At 38.6% G+C, this 17,061-nt stretch carries 14 protein-coding genes and 1 pseudogene; 9 read left to right on the forward strand and 6 right to left on the reverse strand.

Translation table 11 applies throughout. The features are described from left to right. Positions 1-276 precede the first annotated feature (276 nt). From efeO to ADF62_RS03840, 5 genes are read left to right on the forward strand one after another with little or no spacing between them, the layout of a single operon-like run. A complete protein-coding gene (gene efeO / locus ADF62_RS03820) occupies positions 277-1,149 on the forward strand; it encodes an iron uptake system protein EfeO (protein WP_048788127.1) in 873 nt (290 codons plus the stop codon). A 5-nt stretch (positions 1,150-1,154) separates the two neighbouring features. Beyond that, positions 1,155-2,360: an iron uptake transporter deferrochelatase/peroxidase subunit gene (gene efeB / locus ADF62_RS03825; protein ID WP_003092988.1), complete on the forward strand. Its 1,206-nt coding sequence runs from the start codon at positions 1,155-1,157 to the stop codon at positions 2,358-2,360. Continuing rightward, complete coding sequence (locus ADF62_RS03830) at positions 2,338-4,023, forward strand: FTR1 family iron permease (RefSeq protein ID WP_048788128.1); 1,686 nt, start codon at positions 2,338-2,340, stop codon at positions 4,021-4,023. The genes efeB and ADF62_RS03830 overlap by 23 nt, the downstream gene beginning before the upstream one ends. Continuing rightward, positions 4,010-4,738, forward strand: coding sequence for a twin-arginine translocase subunit TatC (tatC, locus tag ADF62_RS03835; RefSeq protein ID WP_048788129.1), 729 nt, complete (start codon positions 4,010-4,012; stop codon positions 4,736-4,738). Before ADF62_RS03830 ends, tatC begins: the two co-directional genes overlap by 14 nt. Before the next feature lie 12 nt (positions 4,739-4,750). Continuing rightward, positions 4,751-4,939: a twin-arginine translocase TatA/TatE family subunit gene (locus ADF62_RS03840; RefSeq protein ID WP_003092496.1), complete on the forward strand. Its 189-nt coding sequence runs from the start codon at positions 4,751-4,753 to the stop codon at positions 4,937-4,939. Between the two features lie 135 nt (positions 4,940-5,074). Here ADF62_RS03840 and ADF62_RS11855 read toward each other — a convergent pair whose 3' ends face one another. The 5 genes from ADF62_RS11855 to ADF62_RS03860 form a co-directional block, all read right to left on the reverse strand. Then, positions 5,075-5,167 (reverse strand): type I toxin-antitoxin system Fst family toxin, encoded by a 93-nt coding sequence (locus tag ADF62_RS11855; protein ID WP_082162581.1) that lies wholly within the window; start codon positions 5,165-5,167, stop codon positions 5,075-5,077. A 158-nt stretch (positions 5,168-5,325) separates the two neighbouring features. Further along, on the reverse strand, positions 5,326-6,462 hold the full coding sequence (locus tag ADF62_RS03845) for an ABC transporter ATP-binding protein (protein ID WP_048788130.1): 1,137 nt from the start codon (positions 6,460-6,462) through the stop codon (positions 5,326-5,328). A gap of 15 nt (positions 6,463-6,477) precedes the next feature. Continuing rightward, positions 6,478-7,314, reverse strand: a complete 837-nt coding sequence (locus tag ADF62_RS03850; RefSeq protein WP_048788131.1) for a sugar ABC transporter permease — start codon at positions 7,312-7,314, stop codon at positions 6,478-6,480. Further along, the gene (locus tag ADF62_RS03855; RefSeq protein WP_048788132.1) at positions 7,314-8,672 is read right to left on the reverse strand and encodes a carbohydrate ABC transporter permease; all 1,359 of its coding nucleotides are present in this window, start codon (positions 8,670-8,672) and stop codon (positions 7,314-7,316) included. The genes ADF62_RS03850 and ADF62_RS03855 overlap by 1 nt, the downstream gene beginning before the upstream one ends. A 115-nt stretch (positions 8,673-8,787) precedes the next feature. Continuing rightward, complete coding sequence (locus tag ADF62_RS03860; protein WP_048788133.1) at positions 8,788-10,035, reverse strand: extracellular solute-binding protein; 1,248 nt, start codon at positions 10,033-10,035, stop codon at positions 8,788-8,790. A 185-nt stretch (positions 10,036-10,220) separates the two neighbouring features. Here ADF62_RS03860 and ADF62_RS03865 point away from each other — a divergent pair, with 185 nt between their 5' ends. The 3 genes from ADF62_RS03865 (at position 10,221) to glgP (ending at position 15,238) form a co-directional block, all read left to right on the forward strand. Further along, positions 10,221-11,222 (forward strand): LacI family DNA-binding transcriptional regulator, encoded by a 1,002-nt coding sequence (locus ADF62_RS03865; protein WP_003092528.1) that lies wholly within the window; start codon positions 10,221-10,223, stop codon positions 11,220-11,222. Between the two features lie 253 nt (positions 11,223-11,475). Beyond that, positions 11,476-12,975, forward strand: a complete 1,500-nt coding sequence (gene malQ, locus ADF62_RS03870; protein WP_048788134.1) for a 4-alpha-glucanotransferase — start codon at positions 11,476-11,478, stop codon at positions 12,973-12,975. A gap of 1 nt (position 12,976) precedes the next feature. Continuing rightward, on the forward strand, positions 12,977-15,238 hold the full coding sequence (glgP, locus tag ADF62_RS03875) for a glycogen/starch/alpha-glucan family phosphorylase (RefSeq protein ID WP_048788135.1): 2,262 nt from the start codon (positions 12,977-12,979) through the stop codon (positions 15,236-15,238). 81 nt (positions 15,239-15,319) lie between these two features. Here glgP and ADF62_RS11380 read toward each other — a convergent pair. Continuing rightward, positions 15,320-15,421: pseudogene (locus ADF62_RS11380) on the reverse strand (IS30 family transposase); the annotation flags it as partial. Between the two features lie 376 nt (positions 15,422-15,797). On the opposite strand from ADF62_RS11380, the gene ADF62_RS03885 reads away from it, so the two are divergent. Next, positions 15,798-16,787, forward strand: coding sequence for a lipoate--protein ligase (locus ADF62_RS03885; RefSeq protein ID WP_048788137.1), 990 nt, complete (start codon positions 15,798-15,800; stop codon positions 16,785-16,787). The last annotated feature ends 274 nt before the right edge of the window (positions 16,788-17,061 follow it).

The following is a 17,061-nucleotide window of genomic DNA, read 5'->3' on the forward strand; positions in this document are numbered from 1 at the left end:
TGTCTGCATTCAAAAAGCTCCATAATCTCTACAGTGGTTTTACCCACTACAGAAATTATAGAGTAAGAATTCCTTGGTTTTGTATTATTTAGAATCATTCTTAAATAGCCTAAAACCGTTGACAATGCTGCCTTCTTCTGTTAGTTTAGATAATGTTCTCTTACATATGAGAGTTCATTTTTGACTTATCATCGTTCGTTTTTTATTAACATTAAAACGACGATTCACATATATAACGACAAATGTCGAACACTATCTTGAAAATAGGAGACATTCATGAAAAAACTTAACAAACTTGGTGTTGTTCTTTTAGCATCAGGGCTTTTATTGACGGCTTGTGCCAAATCTGGTAATTCAAGTAATTCAAGCTCAACTAACTCAAAACTCACAGCTAGTGAGCAAAAGCAATTGAAGCAGGCCACAAGTGATTATAAGACTTTCGTAGAAGGTGAAATTGATCAACTTTTGAAAGATACTGAAGGATTCAGTGCAACCCTCAAGTCAGGAAATCTTGAAGAAGCTAAGAAACAATACCCATTGATTCGTATGGCTTACGAGCGTTCAGAGCCGATTGCAGAAAGCTTTGGTGAGTCTGACGTGAAAATTGACTACCGTTTGGTTGATTACATGGACGAAAAAAAATCTGAAGACGGTTGGTCAGGTTTCCACCGTATTGAACGTATCATGTGGCAAGACAACACGACAGAGGGAACAGCTGCCTATGTGGATCAATTAGTCAATGATATCAAGGAACTAAAGGCTAAAATCGCAACTGTTAAAGTCACTCCAGATATCATGTTGACAGGTGCTGTTGATCTTCTTAACGAAGTAGCAACTCAAAAGATTACAGGTGAAGAAGAGGTCTTCTCACACACTGATCTTTATGATTTCCGTGCCAATATTGAAGGTGCAGAAAAAATCTTTGAACTCTTCAAGCCATTGATTGAGAAGAAAGATGCTAAACTTGTTAAGACTTTGGAAACAGAATTCAAGAATGTTAATGGTCTTTTGGACAAACACATGACTGATGATAAAAACTATAAGTCTTATACTGATTTGAGTGAAGCAGATACTAAGGAATTGGCCGAAGCTGTAACGAAACTTGGTGAACCATTATCACAGATGGGTGTTATTTTAGATGGGAAATAAGAAAAATGACTGACGAAAAATTTTTAGATAAAAAAATGGACCGTCGTGAATTTCTTAAAAAAGCAGGTATTGGAGGGGCTGGGCTTGCGCTTGGTCTTTCTGGTGCATCTGCTTTTTTCGCTAATCAGGATAGTTCAACAAAAAAGGCACTAGACGGGGATGAAGATATTAGTTTCTTTGGCAAGCACCAGGCTGGAATTACGACTCCAATGCAGAAGGCTTGTTATTTGGTGGTTCTAGATCTTCGCACGACCGATAAAAAAGAAGTGATTCAGCTCTTTAAGGACTGGACAGATTATAGTAGTAAATTAGTAGAAGGTGAACTAGTTAAAAAGGATGGTTCTAATGCCCTCTTGCCTCCTACGGATACAGGCGAAACGGTGGGACTCAATCCCTATCGCCTGAGTCTGACTTTTGGAGTTTCGGCTGATTTTCTTAAAAAACTTGGTTTAGAATCCAAACGTCCTAAGCTCTTCCGTGATTTGCCTCCATTTCCTAAGGAGCAGTTGCAGGACAAGTATACGGGTGGAGATATCGTTATTCAAGCCTGTGCAGATGATGAACAAGTGGCTTTTCATGCTGTTCGCAATTTGATTCGCAAAGGTCGTAATAAAATTACCATGAAGTGGAGCAAATCAGGTTTTGCTGCCATTGGAGACCGCAAGGAAACGCCACGAAATCTCTTTGGCTTCAAGGACGGTACTGCCAATGTTACGACAGAAAAGGAATTCGACAAGGTGGTCTGGACCGATAGTAAAGATTGGATGAAGGGTGGTTCTTATATGGCTCTTCGTCTGGTACAGATGCACTTGGAAACTTGGGATCGTACCAATTTGCAGGAGCAGGAAAATACCTTTGGTCGTTACAAGGAATCAGGTGCACCCTTTGGAAAGAAAGATGAGTTTGACGAAGTAGATTTGTCAAAACTTCCAGTTGATTCACATGTCCGTTTGGCTAAAGAAGTGAACCTTCCTATCTTACGCCGTTCCTATTCCTATTCAGATGGCATTGATGAGAGAACTGGCCAGTTTGATTCAGGTTTGATTTTCATTGCCTACCAGAAGGATCCCGACCGTTTTGTTAAAATTCAGACTAATCTTGGTGCTGTAGACAAGATGAACGAGTACATCACCCATATCGGAAGTGGGCTCTTTGCTTGCTTTGCTGGCGTGGAGAAGGGAGGCTACCTTGGTCAAGCACTCTTTGAATAAACTCCTCGTTTTACTTGGGCTTCTGGCCTTATTCTGTACTTATCCAGTAGCTGCTGAATCTTACAGTGATCTTTTCATCAAAATCACAGATACGACAACAGCTGTTCAAAATAAAGATCAAACAAAAGCTAATGAATTGGTTAGTGAGATTAAGTCTGATTTCGAAACTAAAGAAAATCACGATTCCAAGGCTGGTCGAAAAGTTAGCAAGGCTCTTGATATTAAGGGAGATGTGACAGAAGAGGACTTAACCGCCATCTCGTCAGCCCTTCTTAAATTTGAGAAAGAGCAAAATCCTGTTGATTTAGACGCAGAGAAGGAAAAACTTGAAACTCGCCTAAATCCTTATTTCAAGAACTTACAGGATGCTATTAATGCCAAAGATTTGACTGTGACACGAAAAACTTACAGTGAATTAAATAATGCTTGGACGCGAAATGAAGCTGTTGTCCGTGACCATAGTACTGCCTACTACGGTAAGATTGAGACCGCCATTTCACTATTAAGAAGTAGAATCGAGACAGAACCAACTGATTTCACTAGCATCCAGTCATCCTATGATGATCTTAAAGGGGGGATTGATGACTTTATCAAGGGTGTCCCTCTTGATAGCACTAGTACCAGTTTAACTCTTAAAGATGGTATTAAACTCTTGAAAAAAGCTTTAGGTCAATTCCAATCGGGTGATGAAAAAACGGCTGCGGCCACTATGAAGAAATTCATCACTATTTGGCCAACCATTGAAGGAGATGTAAGCACAACTAATCCTAGCCTCTATACACGTGTGGAGAGTGAAACGCCTGTTATCATGGTTAAGGGAAAAGAAAAAGCTTATCAGGACAAACTCCAAGCTTTGATTACAGACCTATCTGCTATCGATACCAGTGCTTCTTACAATGCCTTTGATGCTATGTTAATTCTCTTGCGTGAAGGGGTTGAAGCCCTCCTCATTGTTATGGCACTTGTGACAACTCTTAAGGCAGCCAAGATGCGTAAGGGACTCAAATGGGTTTATGGCGGAGCTATTGCTGGTGTTCTTGCCAGCGCAGTTATAGCTGTTATCTTACAAGTTGTCTTTCCAGCTGTGACCTCGGGCTCTAACCGTGAAATCATTGAAGGTGGCGTTGGTATTTTCGCAGTTGCAATGATGATTCTCATTGGAATCTGGCTCCATAGTAAGTCATCAGTCAAACAGTGGAATGACTTTATGGACCGCCAGATGAAGACGGTGACGGCTACTGGAAGCTTTGTATCTATGTTTGCCCTCAGTTTCTTGGCTGTCTTCCGTGAAGGAGCTGAGACAATCCTTTTCTATGTTGGTATTATCCCACGTATCACGACAGCTAATTTCTTGATTGGTATTGCTTCAGCTATTGCAGTTCTTGTTATCATTGCTGTGGCTATGACTAAGGCTAGTCATTATATTAAACCGCACCGTATCTTCTTTATCTTGACCTGGTTGATTTATGCCTTGGCCTTCAAGATGCTTGGTGTCAGCATTCATGCCCTTCAGTTGACTAATATGATGTTCAATCATTTGATTAGTGGTTTCCCAACCATTGATTGGGCTGGTATCTATCCAAGCTGGGAAGTCCTAATTCCACAACTTATCTTTATTGTTATTATTGCCTTTGTGACGGTGAGACAGCATGGCAAAAAGTAAGGAAGAGATGACCATTGTTGAGCATCTGGTGGAGTTTCGGAGACGCTTCATTGCAGTAGTGTTATGTTTTTTCCTAGTTTTTTGTATTACCCTGTTGTTTGCTGGGGAGCTCTATGCTTATCTGACTAGAGGGTTTGACAAGCCTTTATTGGTTCTTGGGCCTAACGATATTCTCTGGATTTACATTAATCTAGCAAGTCTCATAGCTTTTACGGTTACTCTGCCTTTCACGACCTACCAGATTTGGCAGTTTGTAAAACCAGGTTTGAGGGACAATGAAGCGCGTGCTATCTTTGCTTATATCCCAGCAACTTTTGTCTGTTTTGTATTGGGTTTGGCCTTTGGTTATTATTTTGTTAGTCCAGCTATCTTAGAAGTACTTTTAAAACTAGGAGAAGGGCACTTTAATACACAAATTACAGCACAGAACTACCTTAGTTTTTTACTGCATACGACAGTGCCTTTAGCAGTTCTCTTTGAACTTCCCGTAGTTGTGAGTTTTTTGACATCTATCGGCATGATAACACCAGTTTTTCTGACACACAATAGACGCTATGCTTACTTTATTCTCTTGGTTTTGGCGGTCATTCTAACACCAGCTGACTTTATCAGTGACCTGGCCATGACGGCACCCTTAATCTTGCTTTATGAAGTTAGCGTAACTCTAAGTAAGCTCATTTATAAACGTAAACAAAGAAAATATAAAGATAACTAGAAAGGAGATCTTATGGGAATTCTACGTGATATCGGAGCCCCAGGACTTATCATTATTGTCCTAGGTGCCCTCCTTATTTTCGGTCCTAAACGCTTGCCAGAACTCGGCCAATCCATCGGTAAAATGCTAGCCGAATTTAAAGCAGCTGTAAATAAGACTGATGAAGATAAAAAGGATCATGAGACTGAGAAGAAAGACTAGTTCCTAGATACTCTAGTTTCTTGACAATTCGAAGCTTTTATGACATAATTCACCTGTATTGAATAGTAAGTCTATATCATAGGCAAGAAAAGACCCCAGGCTAACTTCCACATAAGCTCGGGGTCTTTTTTAGGACTATCTATCCTTGTTTAACCACTTGTCGATCAGACGAAGGATAATATCGACCACAATGGGTCCGATGATAATTTTGAATAGTAAATCCATCATAGGCAATCCCACTTCCCTTCGTAGGCGGTGTCGAGGTGCCAAGGGATATTATATCATAGTTTGATAGAGATATCTTTAATAACTGTAAGGAAGTAAACGTTAGAATGTATTGCGATCATAACAAAAAAATCAGCTCTTTTGAGCCGATTTTTTATAGCTTACAAACTGATACGTTTTTCTGTTTCAGCGTCGAAGAAGTGACCTTTAGCAACGTTGAAAGTAAGGTTAACTTTCTCACCTGGATTGTGGAAATCACGTGCATCAACGCGAGCAGCAAACTCAGTTTCTCCAAGTTTTAGGTAAAGCATTGTCTCTGCACCGAGAAGTTCTGAAACGACTACTTCAGCATCAACATTGGCATCTGGATATACTTCTTGAACGATTGGACGACTAGAAACGTCTTCAGGACGGATACCAAAGATAACTTCCTTACCTTGGTAACCTGTTTCCCTTAAGATTTTAGCTTGACCTTCAGAAATCACAATATCCAAACCTTCAGAGTTAGTGATACGATTGCCATCAACTTTGACATTGAAGAAGTTCATGGCAGGACTTCCAATAAATCCAGCAACAAACTTATTAGCTGGCTCATTGTAAAGTTCTTGAGGAGTACCAATTTGCTCGATACGACCAATAGTACCAGAACCATCAGGATTCTTAGTTGAACTCATGATAACGATACGGTCAGCAAGAGTCATAGCTTCTGTTTGGTCGTGAGTAACGTAGATAGTAGTAGCCCCAATATTACGAGTAATCTTAGCAATTTCAGCACGCATTGTGACACGAAGTTTAGCATCCAAGTTTGAGAGAGGTTCGTCCATAAGAAAGACTTTAGCATCACGAACAATGGCACGACCCATAGCTACACGCTGACGTTGACCACCAGAAAGGTCAGCAGGTTTACGTTCCAAGAATTCAGTTAAGCCAAGGCTGGCAGCTGCTTCACGTACACGTCTGTCAATATCGTCTTTTTTATATTTACGAAGTTTTAGACCAAAGGCCATATTTTCATAAACAGTCATGTGTGGGTAAAGTGCGTAGTTTTGGAATACCATGGCAATGTCACGGTCTTTTGGTGATTTGTCATTAACCACTTCACCATCAATAGAAAGTGTTCCTTCTGTGATTTCTTCAAGACCAGCTACCATACGGAGTGTTGTTGATTTACCACATCCTGAAGGACCTACGAACACGATGAATTCTTTGTCTTTGATGTCGATACTGAAATCTTCGACAGAGTAGTGGGTTGCATTTGGGTATTTTTTATAAATTTTATCCAGTTTAAGAGTTGTCATATCATTTATCCTTTATTATTTAACTGATCCGCCGGTTACACCTTCAACATAGTATTTCTGCATGAAAATAAAGAGAAGAGTGATTGGGATGGCGATGATAATAGCACCTGCGGTAAATGGAAGGAACCATTCATTGATAGCGTCTTGGTTAAGCATTTGGTAGAGTCCAAGGGCAACAGTATATTTATCTTTAACGTCACCGAGGATAACAGATGCAAAAATGAAGTCTACCCAAGGTCCCATGAAGGCCATGAGGGCGGTGTAGACGATGATCGGTTTAGAAAGTGGTAAGGTAATCTTAGTGAAGATTTGAAGACGAGTTGCCCCGTCAATCATTGCTGATTCATCCAATGAGTAAGGAATGGTATCAAAGAAACCTTTCGCAATGTAGAAACCAAGAGCTGCCCCAGCAGAATAAACCAAAACCAAAGATGTCAACGTTTGTGTCAAATTGAGGGCCTTCAAAATATAGTAGACCGCAATCATTGACATGAAACCAGGGAACATATTAAGTACAAGCGCCAATTTTAAGAAGCCGTTTCTGTGATTAAATTTAATGCGGCTAAGTGAGTAGGCCATCCCAACGGTAATCAAAGTTGAGAGGATACATGTACATGTAGCAACGATGAAAGTATTGATAAACCATTTCCCAAATGGATAAGCATCGCTGGTAAACAGTTTGATGTAGTTATTAAAAGTGTAAGTCTTAGGGAAGAAGTATGGTACGGCATTAGCTCCTTCACCACGGAAACTTGTAAGGAAGATCCAAATAATCGGAATCAACCAGATAACAGTTAGAACTGTCAATAGAATATAAGTACCAGTTAGATAAAGATTTTTCTTACGTTTCATTATTTAGCAGCCCCTTCCTTGAATGAAGATGATCTTGTGTAGGCCAAGAGACTGAATGTTGCAGAGATGGCAAAAATCAAGATACCGATAACAGATGCCAAGTTGTAGTCTTTAGCGCTAACAGTTAGTTTGTAGAGCCAAGTTACCAAGAGGTCAGTTGAACCTGCTTGATAGTATTCAGAGTTAGTAGGTCCACCGCCAGTAAGGAAGTAGATAACGTTGAAGTTATTAATATTACCGATGAATTGTTGAATCAAAGATGGTGCCATAATCAAGAGAATTTGTGGGAAAGTGATACTCTTGAAAATTTGGAATTTACTTGCCCCATCAATTTCAGCTGCTTCAATTTGCTCAGTTGGCAAGTTCATGATGATACCAGTTGCGACCAACATTGTAAATGGAATACCAATCCACATATTAACAAAGATAATAGAGAACTTAGCCCACAAGGGATCAGTCAAGAACGGAATAGGTCCGTTAGTGATATGCAAGGTTTGAAGTAAACCATTCAAAGGACCGTGGTCATTAAGGAAATTACGCATCAAAAGAAGTGATACAAATTGAGGAACGGCGATAGTGATAACGAATAGAGTACGCCATACTTTCTTGAATTTAAGCCCCTTAGTATTAAGCAAGAGGGCGAGAACAATACCAAAGAAGAAAGTAGTTGCTGTTGCGGCAACTGCCCAAATCAAGGTCCAAGTCAAAAGTGGGAAGAAAGTACCAGCCATACGACCTTGTAAAACTTCACCAAAACTTGCAAAGCCAACCCAATCGAAGAGTGATTTAGGGGCTGGGTGATTGTGGTCAAAGTTAGTAAAGGCCAAACAGACCATATAGATCAAAGGCAAGATTGTGAATAGCAGAACCCCAATCAAAGGGACAGTCATAAGCCCCATGTGGAAGCGACCGTCAGCCAAGGTCTTGAAGTCCTCGATAAAGTTCGGCACCTTGCGACCCGATTGTTTAAGAGCCATGAGATGGCGAGCACTCTTAAGGTTACACCAGTAAATATAAACGAAGACTGCACAGAAGATTAATGACGCAAGTCCAAAAATCAACAATAGCATAGAGTTGTCTCCAGCAACCTGAACAGTAAGTTTAACACCATTAACTTCCTTAACAGCCTCACCCTGTTCTTGAGTCCCCAAGCTAATCATCCCTTGAAGTGCAGGAATAATTTGTATAACGAATGCCGCTAGAAAGGCAATCTCAGAAAGGAGGAAGAGCAATCCCTTGGTAAACTGTTTGTTGACCAAGTTTGCCAATCCCATTACCAGAAAGGATAATTTGACATCCCATGTACCTTCTTTGAAGACCTGGCGCATAGGAGTTGTGTCGTAGATTGTTTGTGACATAGATATCTCCTCAGATAAATGTGTGATTAGTGATGGTTTCTATTTTGTCTACAAATAAGTGAGAAAGAGGCTAGGAACTTGACCTGCCTCTTTACCTCCTCATTTGTTAGGTTTCTTATTTAGCCGCTGCCAAATCTTTATCAAATTGTTGTAATTTAGTAAGGAATTGGTCTTCCTTGATTTTACCGTTATAAGCGTCACTCATAAGAGCAGCACTTTCAGTCCAGAAGACTGACATTTGACTAAGTTTAGGCATAACAGTTGTGTATTGCTCAGATGAACCCATAGTAATTACAGCTTGTGCAAGTGCATCATTTTTAACTGCTTCAGAAGCTTGAACTTCTTTATTAGCAGGGATGATGTGACGATCTTCATTAGTGAATTGGTTATTTTGACTGTCTTTGCTTGTCAAAGCTTGTGCCAATTGGTAAGAAGCAGCGATACGTTTAGCATTACCTTTAGAAGGTGTTTGGTTTACAGCGTAAAGTTTTACACCCATGAAGGCTTTTTGTTGAACATCTTGGCCACCGATATTAACTGTTGGATACACGGCAACACCAAGCTTGTCTTTGCCAACAGCTTTAGTAGCAGCTGCGTAGTCCCATGGTCCTGATTGGAATGCATCGACTGAACCATCTTCGAATTTAGCCATCATGTTAGCTGAATCAACATTGACAAATCCTTTGTTGTCTTTTTGAGCTGCGATGAATTTAAGAACATTCACACCAGCCTCGTTACCCCAGTTAGTACCTTTCGCATCTTCACCGTTAGGACCAAAGAGTGTGTCACCAACTGAAAGGAAGAGAGGACCAGTTACGTAAGCATTAACTTCTTTCAGGTTGCTACCAAATTTAGCTTTAGAAGTGATTGTTTCATATGATTTCACATCTTCTTCATTAAGCTTAGACTTGTTGTAGTAAGTAACTTGTGTTTCAATCCCATATGGGAAGGCGTAGGTTTTACCTTTATATTGAGCACCTTTGGCAGCTTGCTCAGTATCTTGATCAGTAATTTCTTTTGAGTATTGCTTAGGAATCTCCTGGATAGCTCCAGCGTCCACCAATTTACCGAGTTGGTCATGTGGAAGTGAGAAGACATCTGCAGCAGTTGATGCATCTTTAGTCAAGTTTTCTTGAGCGTTTGGGTCTTCCATTTCTACCATATCAACTTTGTAACCAGATTTCTTTTCAAACTCTGCTACTGTATTTGAATAAGACTTCTTGGCACCAGTTGGAACCCAAAGTTTCAAAGTCTTGCTATCTGAACTTGAGCTTTTGCTTGAGTTTGAGCTACACGCTACCAAGAGCGAACCAGCTACAAGAAGTCCAGCACTACCAAGTAATACTTTTTGCCATTTTTTCATTTCTATGTCCTCCAGAAATATATTTTACGGTATATATTATGCAACCGTTTCCAACATCTGTCAAGTGTTTTCTAAAAAAAATTAAACTTTTTTTGCAAACGATTGCAAGAGCTGTTTATTTTAGTTATAATAGTTCTTGTATTTTACGAATATAAAGAAATATTTATAAAAATGAGAGGAAAATAATGGCTACAATTAAAGATGTTGCTAAGAGGGCTGGTGTCAGCCCATCAACAGTAAGCAGGACCTTAAAGGATAACCAGGCCATATCAGAAGAAACCAAAGTTAAAGTAAGAGCGGCTATGGATGAATTAGGTTATGTACCAAACTCAGCAGCACAAATGTTGGCGACAGGCTTAACACATAGTTTAGGTGTTGTTCTTCCTCCCTTAACAGACCGTGAAAAAATTAGTCAACCATTCTATATGGAGATTCTAACAGCAATTAATGAAGAAGCTAGTTGCCATTCTCAGGTCATTAGTATTGCTACGGGTGCCACACTTGAAGAATTAGTTAAACAGGTCGAGCTTATGCATCGTCAAAAACGAGCTGATGGCTTTATCATTCTCTATTCAGAAAAAAAAGATCCAGTTAAAGACTACTTATTAAAAGAAAAAGTTCCTTTCGTAGTTGTTGGAGCAGCAGTTGATAATAATAATAAAGTAACCTATATTGATAATGATAATAAAGAACTTGGACAAGAAGCTGTTAGTTATTTAAGAACTAAAGGTCACCAAAAGGTTGGTTTTGTAACAGATGATCTTTTTGGTCAAGTAGGTCAAGAACGTTATCAAGGATATATTGAAGCGACTAACGAATTTAATTTAGAAGCTTATCCAGAACTTGTTTTTTCATCTAGAGTCATTGATTCATTGACAGAGAGTTTGCAATCTTATCAACTGACCGCCTTAATTGTTAAAGATGACTTGATTGCCCTACGGCTTATACACTGGCTAAATAATCAGGGAATCAGAATTCCCGAAGATTACGCCGTTATTTCTTTCAATAATTCGACTTTTGCTGAAATCATGCATCCTTTCCTAACTACCTATGACATTAATATTAAAGAACTGGGTAAGGAAAGCGTCCGAAGGCTATTGGATCTTCTTAAAAATCCTCATACTAAGGCACAGAAAATAACAATTCCATTTAAACTCATTGAAAGAGAAAGTGTCTCAACGAGATAAAAAAGGTTTAAATATTTACTTTTGGTTGGTAACTTAAGTTACCAACCATTTTTTATTACCTAGACAATTATTTTTCAGAAAATCCAGAGCGCAATTAAGTTAGTAGAAGAACTCACTAAATGAAAACGTTTATTTCACGAACGTTGATTTAAAGAGAAATAAAAAGTTTATATTTTTTTTGCTAAAAATTCTTGACTTGTGCAACCGTTTGCATTATAATCGTTAGTGTAAAAAATAATTTGAGGTAAACTTTATGAACAAACGAGCAAGCGGTGTTTTGATGCACATCACATCACTTCCAGGTGACTACGGGATCGGATCTTTCGGTCAAGCAGCCTACGACTTTGTTGATTTCTTGAAAGAAACAAAGCAAACATACTGGCAAATTTTGCCATTGACTACTACAAGTTATGGGGATTCACCTTACCAATCATTCTCAGCAGTAGCGGGAAACACACACTTCATCGATTTGGATTTCCTTATCCGTGACGGTTTCTTGACTGAAGCAGATGTTGAGGGTGTTGACTTTGGTTCAAATCCAGAGTTTATCGACTATGCTAAAGTTTACGAAGCTCGTCGTCCAATCCTTGAAAAAGCTGTAAAAGCAATCTTGGCTGACAAAAAAGAAGCTAAGAAGTTTGAAGCTTTCAAATCTGAAAATACTAACTGGTTAGCAGATTATGCTGACTTCATGGCTATCAAAGAACACTTTGATAACAAAGCCCTTCAAGATTGGGATGACAAAAAAGCGGTTAAACGCAATGAGGCAACTCTTGAAAAACTTCGCAAAGAACTTGTTGATGTCATCACTTACCACCAAGTAGTACAATACCTCTTCTTTAGTCAATGGGCAGAACTTAAAGCCTATGCTAACAAAAATGGTATTCAAATCATTGGTGACATGCCAATCTACATTTCAGCTGATAGTGTTGAAGTTTGGACTCAACCACACCTTTTCAAACTAGATGCCGAATGTAAACCACGTTACATTGCCGGAGTTCCACCAGATAACTTCTCAGCAACTGGACAACTTTGGGGGAACCCAATTTATGCTTGGGATAAACACAAAGCAGAAAACTATGCTTGGTGGGTCTTCCGTATTCAAGAATCATTCAAACTCTATGATTACTTGCGTATTGACCACTTTAAAGGCTTCTCTGATTTCTGGGAAATCCCTGGTGGAGATGAAACTGCTGAAAATGGTAAATGGGTCCCAGGACCTGGTTATGACCTCTTCAAAGTGGTTAAAGAAGAGTTGGGTGATCTTAAGATTATTGCCGAAGACCTTGGTAATATTGATGATAAGACACGTAAACTTCTTGCAGACTGTGGTTACCCAGGAATGAAGATTGTTCAGTTTGGTTTCTATGATACCACTGGAAACAGCATTGATATTCCACACGTATACACACAACACTCAGTAGCTTACACTGGTACACATGATAATGAAGTTATTAACGGTTGGTATGATAACTTGACACAAGAGCAACGTGATTACACTGATGCTTATATCAACCGTCGTCAAGGTGAACCAATCACACGTGCCCTTCTTCGCACACTCTTCGCAACAGTAAGTAACACAGCTATTGCGACTATGCAAGATATTCTTGATAAACCTGAAAATAGTCGTACAAACTTCCCTAACACAGTTGGAGAAAACTGGAAATGGCGTATGCTTCCAGGTGAAATCACCGTTGATAAGAAAGAATTTTTAACTGATATTACAGAAAGATATAATCGAGGAAATAAATAAAATGTCTACATTTACAAATTACGTTGAAGCGAAAAATAAAAATCTTAAAGAACTTTCAAACGAAGAAATCTACTACCTTTTGTTAGAATTTGTAAAAGAAGCAGCTGCCCCAAAACCTAAAAACGATAGCAAACGTAAAGTTTACTACATCTCAGCTGAGTTCTTGATTGGTAAACTTTTGTCTAATAACTTGATTAACTTGGGCATCTATAAAGATGTGAAAGCTGAATTAGCTGCTGCCGGAAAATCAATCAGTGAAATCGAAGATGTTGAACCAGAACCATCTCTTGGTAACGGTGGTTTGGGACGTTTGGCTTCATGTTTCATAGATTCTATGTCAACACTTGGCATTAACGGTGAAGGTGTTGGTCTTAACTACCACTGTGGTCTTTTCAAACAAGTCTTCAAAGATAACAAACAATATGCTGAACCAAACTACTGGATTGAAGATCAATCATGGTTGGTACCAACTGATATCTCTTATGATGTTCCATTCAAAAACTTCACATTGAAATCACGTTTGGACCGTTTGGATATCTTGGGTTACAAGAAAGAAACTAAGAACTACCTTAACCTCTTCGATATCAATGGCTTGGACTATGGTTTAATTGAAAAAGGAATCACTTTTGATCAAGACGAAATCCAAAAAAACTTGACACTTTTCCTTTACCCAGATGATTCAACTCGTAAAGGTGAGCTCTTGCGTATCTACCAACAATACTTCATGGTATCAAACGCTGCTCAACTTTTGATTGACGAAGCTATCGAACGTGGTTCTAACCTTCACGATCTTCCAGATTACGCTTACGTACAAATCAACGATACTCACCCATCAATGGTTATCCCTGAATTGATTCGTCTTTTGACAGAAAAACATGGATTTGAATTTGATGAAGCAGTAGCAATCGTGAGCAAAATGGTGGGTTACACAAACCACACTATCTTGGCTGAAGCCCTTGAAAAATGGCCTCTTGACTACCTTGAAGAAGTTGTTCCACACCTTGTTGTTATCATCAAGAAATTGGATGCTATCGTTCGTGGCAAATATGATGATCCACGTGTTCAAATCATTGACGAACACAATCGTGTTCACATGGCACACATGGATATCCACTTCTCTACAAGCGTTAACGGTGTAGCAGCACTTCACACAGAAATCCTTAAAGCTTCTGAGTTGAAACCATTCTACGACCTTTACCCAGAACGCTTCAACAACAAAACAAACGGTATTACATTCCGTCGTTGGTTGGAATTCTCAAACCAAGAACTTGCTGACTACATCAAAGAATTGATTGGTGATGGTTATCTTACTGACGCAACTCAATTGGAAAAATTGGCTGCCTTTGCAGATGATCCAGCAGTTCACAAACGTTTGTCTCAAATCAAATATGATAACAAATTGGCTCTTAAACGTTATCTTAAAGCCAATAAAGGTATTGACCTTGACGAAAATTCAATCATCGATACACAAATCAAACGTTTCCACGAATACAAACGTCAACAAATGAACGCTTTGTATGTCATCCACAAATACTTGGAAATCAAAAAAGGAAATCTTCCAAAACGTAAAATCACAATCATTTTTGGTGGTAAAGCAGCTCCTGCCTACGTTATTGCTCAAGACATCATTCACTTGATCTTGTCACTTTCTGAACTCATTAATAATGATCCAGAAGTAAGCAAATACCTCAACGTCCACTTGGTTGAGAACTACAACGTAACAGTTGCTGAACACCTTATCCCAGCGACAGATATTTCAGAACAAATCTCATTGGCTTCTAAAGAAGCTTCAGGTACAGGTAACATGAAATTCATGCTTAATGGTGCCCTTACACTTGGTACAATGGACGGTGCCAACGTAGAGATTGCTGAATTGGTAGGACCAGAAAACATCTTTACATTTGGTAAAGACTCTGATACAATCATCGACCTTTATGAAAAAGCTGGCTATGTATCACGTGATTACTATGAAAAAGATGCAAACATCAAAGCAGCTGTTGACTTTATCGTAAGCGAAGACCTTGTTAAACTTGGTGATAAAGAACGCTTGGAACGTCTCCACAATGAACTTATCTCTAAAGACTGGTTCATGACATTGATTGACTTGGCTGAATACATCGAGAAAAAAGAGGAAGTCTATGCAGCTTACGAAGATCAAGAAGCATGGAACAAAAAAGTTGTTTATAACATCGCTGAAGCAGGATTCTTCTCATCTGACCGTACAATCGAACAGTATGACAAAGACATCTGGCACACAAAATAATAGCTTAATTGCATAAAACGAAAACGAGATCAGAAATGGTCTTGTTTTTTTTACGATAAATTGCAAGAATAAGCGCAACATTTACTCTAACTCATCCATTAGAGCTTCACAAGCAGTTCTGTAAGCTAAACATTTTCGTGGTCGGTGATTGATATCATATAGGGCCTTGTTCAAAGCCTTATCATAAAAACACAGCTAATAGGATAATCAACTGTGTTTACATAAATAAATTTTTGTTATTTTTGATGGTAATTCAATATATAATATATGTTTCTTTATCATAGATAAAAGACTCATAAGGTCTTTGAGAATCATTATAGAGAAAGATTCCTTGAATTACAAAAAGAAGCAGAGCTAATGCTATTTTGAACTTTTTGTTTATTTTGCTAGCTTGTCTCGAGAAAAAGGGACTTAATTTACTATAATTTTGTCTCATTACATAACCCCCTATATAGTTTCTACTATCATATCATGAAAATCCTTATACCTAAGGCGTCTTCGTGTACTTTGTCACCGTTTTCCTTTATAATATAAGTATCACATTACAAGAGGAGACCTCATGAAATATATCGTAAACACATCAAATGATCCTGCCTATAATATTGCTTTGGAAGCCTATGCCTTTCGTGAATTGGTTAATGAAGATGAATTGTTCATTCTCTGGATTAACCGTCCAGCTATCATTGTTGGGAAACACCAAAATACCATTCAAGAGATTAACAAAGAATATACAGATGCTCATGGTATCAAGGTCGTTCGTCGTTTATCTGGTGGTGGCGCTGTTTATCACGATTTGAATAACCTTAACTATACCATTATCTCTAACAAGGCAGATGAAGGAGCATTTGACTTTAAGACTTTCTCTCAACCGGTAATCGCAACACTTGCTGATTTGGGAGTTAAAGCTGAATTTACCGGTCGAAATGACCTTGAAATCGATGGTAAAAAGTTCTGTGGAAATGCTCAAGCTTACTATAAAGGTCGTATGATGCACCATGGTTGCTTGCTTTTTGACGTTGATATGTCGGTTCTTGGCCAAGCCCTTAAAGTCAGCAAAGACAAAATTGAATCAAAAGGTGTTAAATCTGTACGTGCTCGTGTGACAAATATTGTAGATGAATTGCCAGAAAAGATTACCGTAAATGAATTCTCAGATAAAGTATTGCAAAAAATGAAAGAATTCTACCCAGAAATGACCGAATACGTCCTTTCTGAAGACGAATTGGCTAAGATTCAAGAGTCCTATGAAAAACAATTCAATACCTGGAATTGGACTTACGGTCAATCACCAGAATACACGGTAGAACGTAACGTTCGTTACCCAGCTGGTAAGATTTCTACCTATGCAAATGTTGAGAATTCAATTATCAAATCTGTTAAGATCTACGGAGATTTCTTTGGTATTGGAGATGTATCTGATATTGAAGAAATTTTGGTCGGTGTACCTTACGAGTACGAAGATGTCTTGGCCAAACTCAAAACCATTGACACAACACATTATTTCTCACGCATGACAACCGAGGAAGTTGCAAAAGCTATCGCAGCTTAATCATTATTTGAACAATCTGGATATAACTCTAGGTTGTTTTTTTGGTGAGTTTCTATATTGTCTAAAGTAAACTTTAAATAATTTCCAGAATCAAATTCACATGATACTCTGAAAGTTCCTTTATGATTGACTAAGTTAGTCATTTTATAAAATAGGCTAACGAACCTAAAAAGCCCATATAAGAGAAAAATACCCCATAACATCTTTCCGAAAAACTATAATTTTCTTGAAAGAAATATGAGGGTGTGATATACTTCTATTAAGTAATTATGGA

This window comes from Streptococcus sp. 1004_SSPC, assembly GCF_001069025.1.
Lineage (GTDB): Bacteria > Bacillota > Bacilli > Lactobacillales > Streptococcaceae > Streptococcus > Streptococcus vestibularis.

Coding starts and splice junctions, on each gene's coding strand:
- efeO (WP_048788127.1), top strand. CDS start 277: ATGAAAAAACTTAACAAACTTGGTGTTGTTCTTTTAGCATCAGGGCTT.
- efeB (WP_003092988.1), top strand. CDS start 1,155: ATGACTGACGAAAAATTTTTAGATAAAAAAATGGACCGTCGTGAATTT.
- tatC (WP_048788129.1), top strand. CDS start 4,010: ATGGCAAAAAGTAAGGAAGAGATGACCATTGTTGAGCATCTGGTGGAG.
- ADF62_RS03840 (WP_003092496.1), top strand. CDS start 4,751: ATGGGAATTCTACGTGATATCGGAGCCCCAGGACTTATCATTATTGTC.
- ADF62_RS11855 (WP_082162581.1), bottom strand. CDS start 5,167: ATGATGGATTTACTATTCAAAATTATCATCGGACCCATTGTGGTCGAT.
- ADF62_RS03845 (WP_048788130.1), bottom strand. CDS start 6,462: ATGACAACTCTTAAACTGGATAAAATTTATAAAAAATACCCAAATGCA.
- ADF62_RS03850 (WP_048788131.1), bottom strand. CDS start 7,314: ATGAAACGTAAGAAAAATCTTTATCTAACTGGTACTTATATTCTATTG.
- ADF62_RS03855 (WP_048788132.1), bottom strand. CDS start 8,672: ATGTCACAAACAATCTACGACACAACTCCTATGCGCCAGGTCTTCAAA.
- ADF62_RS03860 (WP_048788133.1), bottom strand. CDS start 10,035: ATGAAAAAATGGCAAAAAGTATTACTTGGTAGTGCTGGACTTCTTGTA.
- ADF62_RS03865 (WP_003092528.1), top strand. CDS start 10,221: ATGGCTACAATTAAAGATGTTGCTAAGAGGGCTGGTGTCAGCCCATCA.
- malQ (WP_048788134.1), top strand. CDS start 11,476: ATGAACAAACGAGCAAGCGGTGTTTTGATGCACATCACATCACTTCCA.
- glgP (WP_048788135.1), top strand. CDS start 12,977: ATGTCTACATTTACAAATTACGTTGAAGCGAAAAATAAAAATCTTAAA.
- ADF62_RS03885 (WP_048788137.1), top strand. CDS start 15,798: ATGAAATATATCGTAAACACATCAAATGATCCTGCCTATAATATTGCT.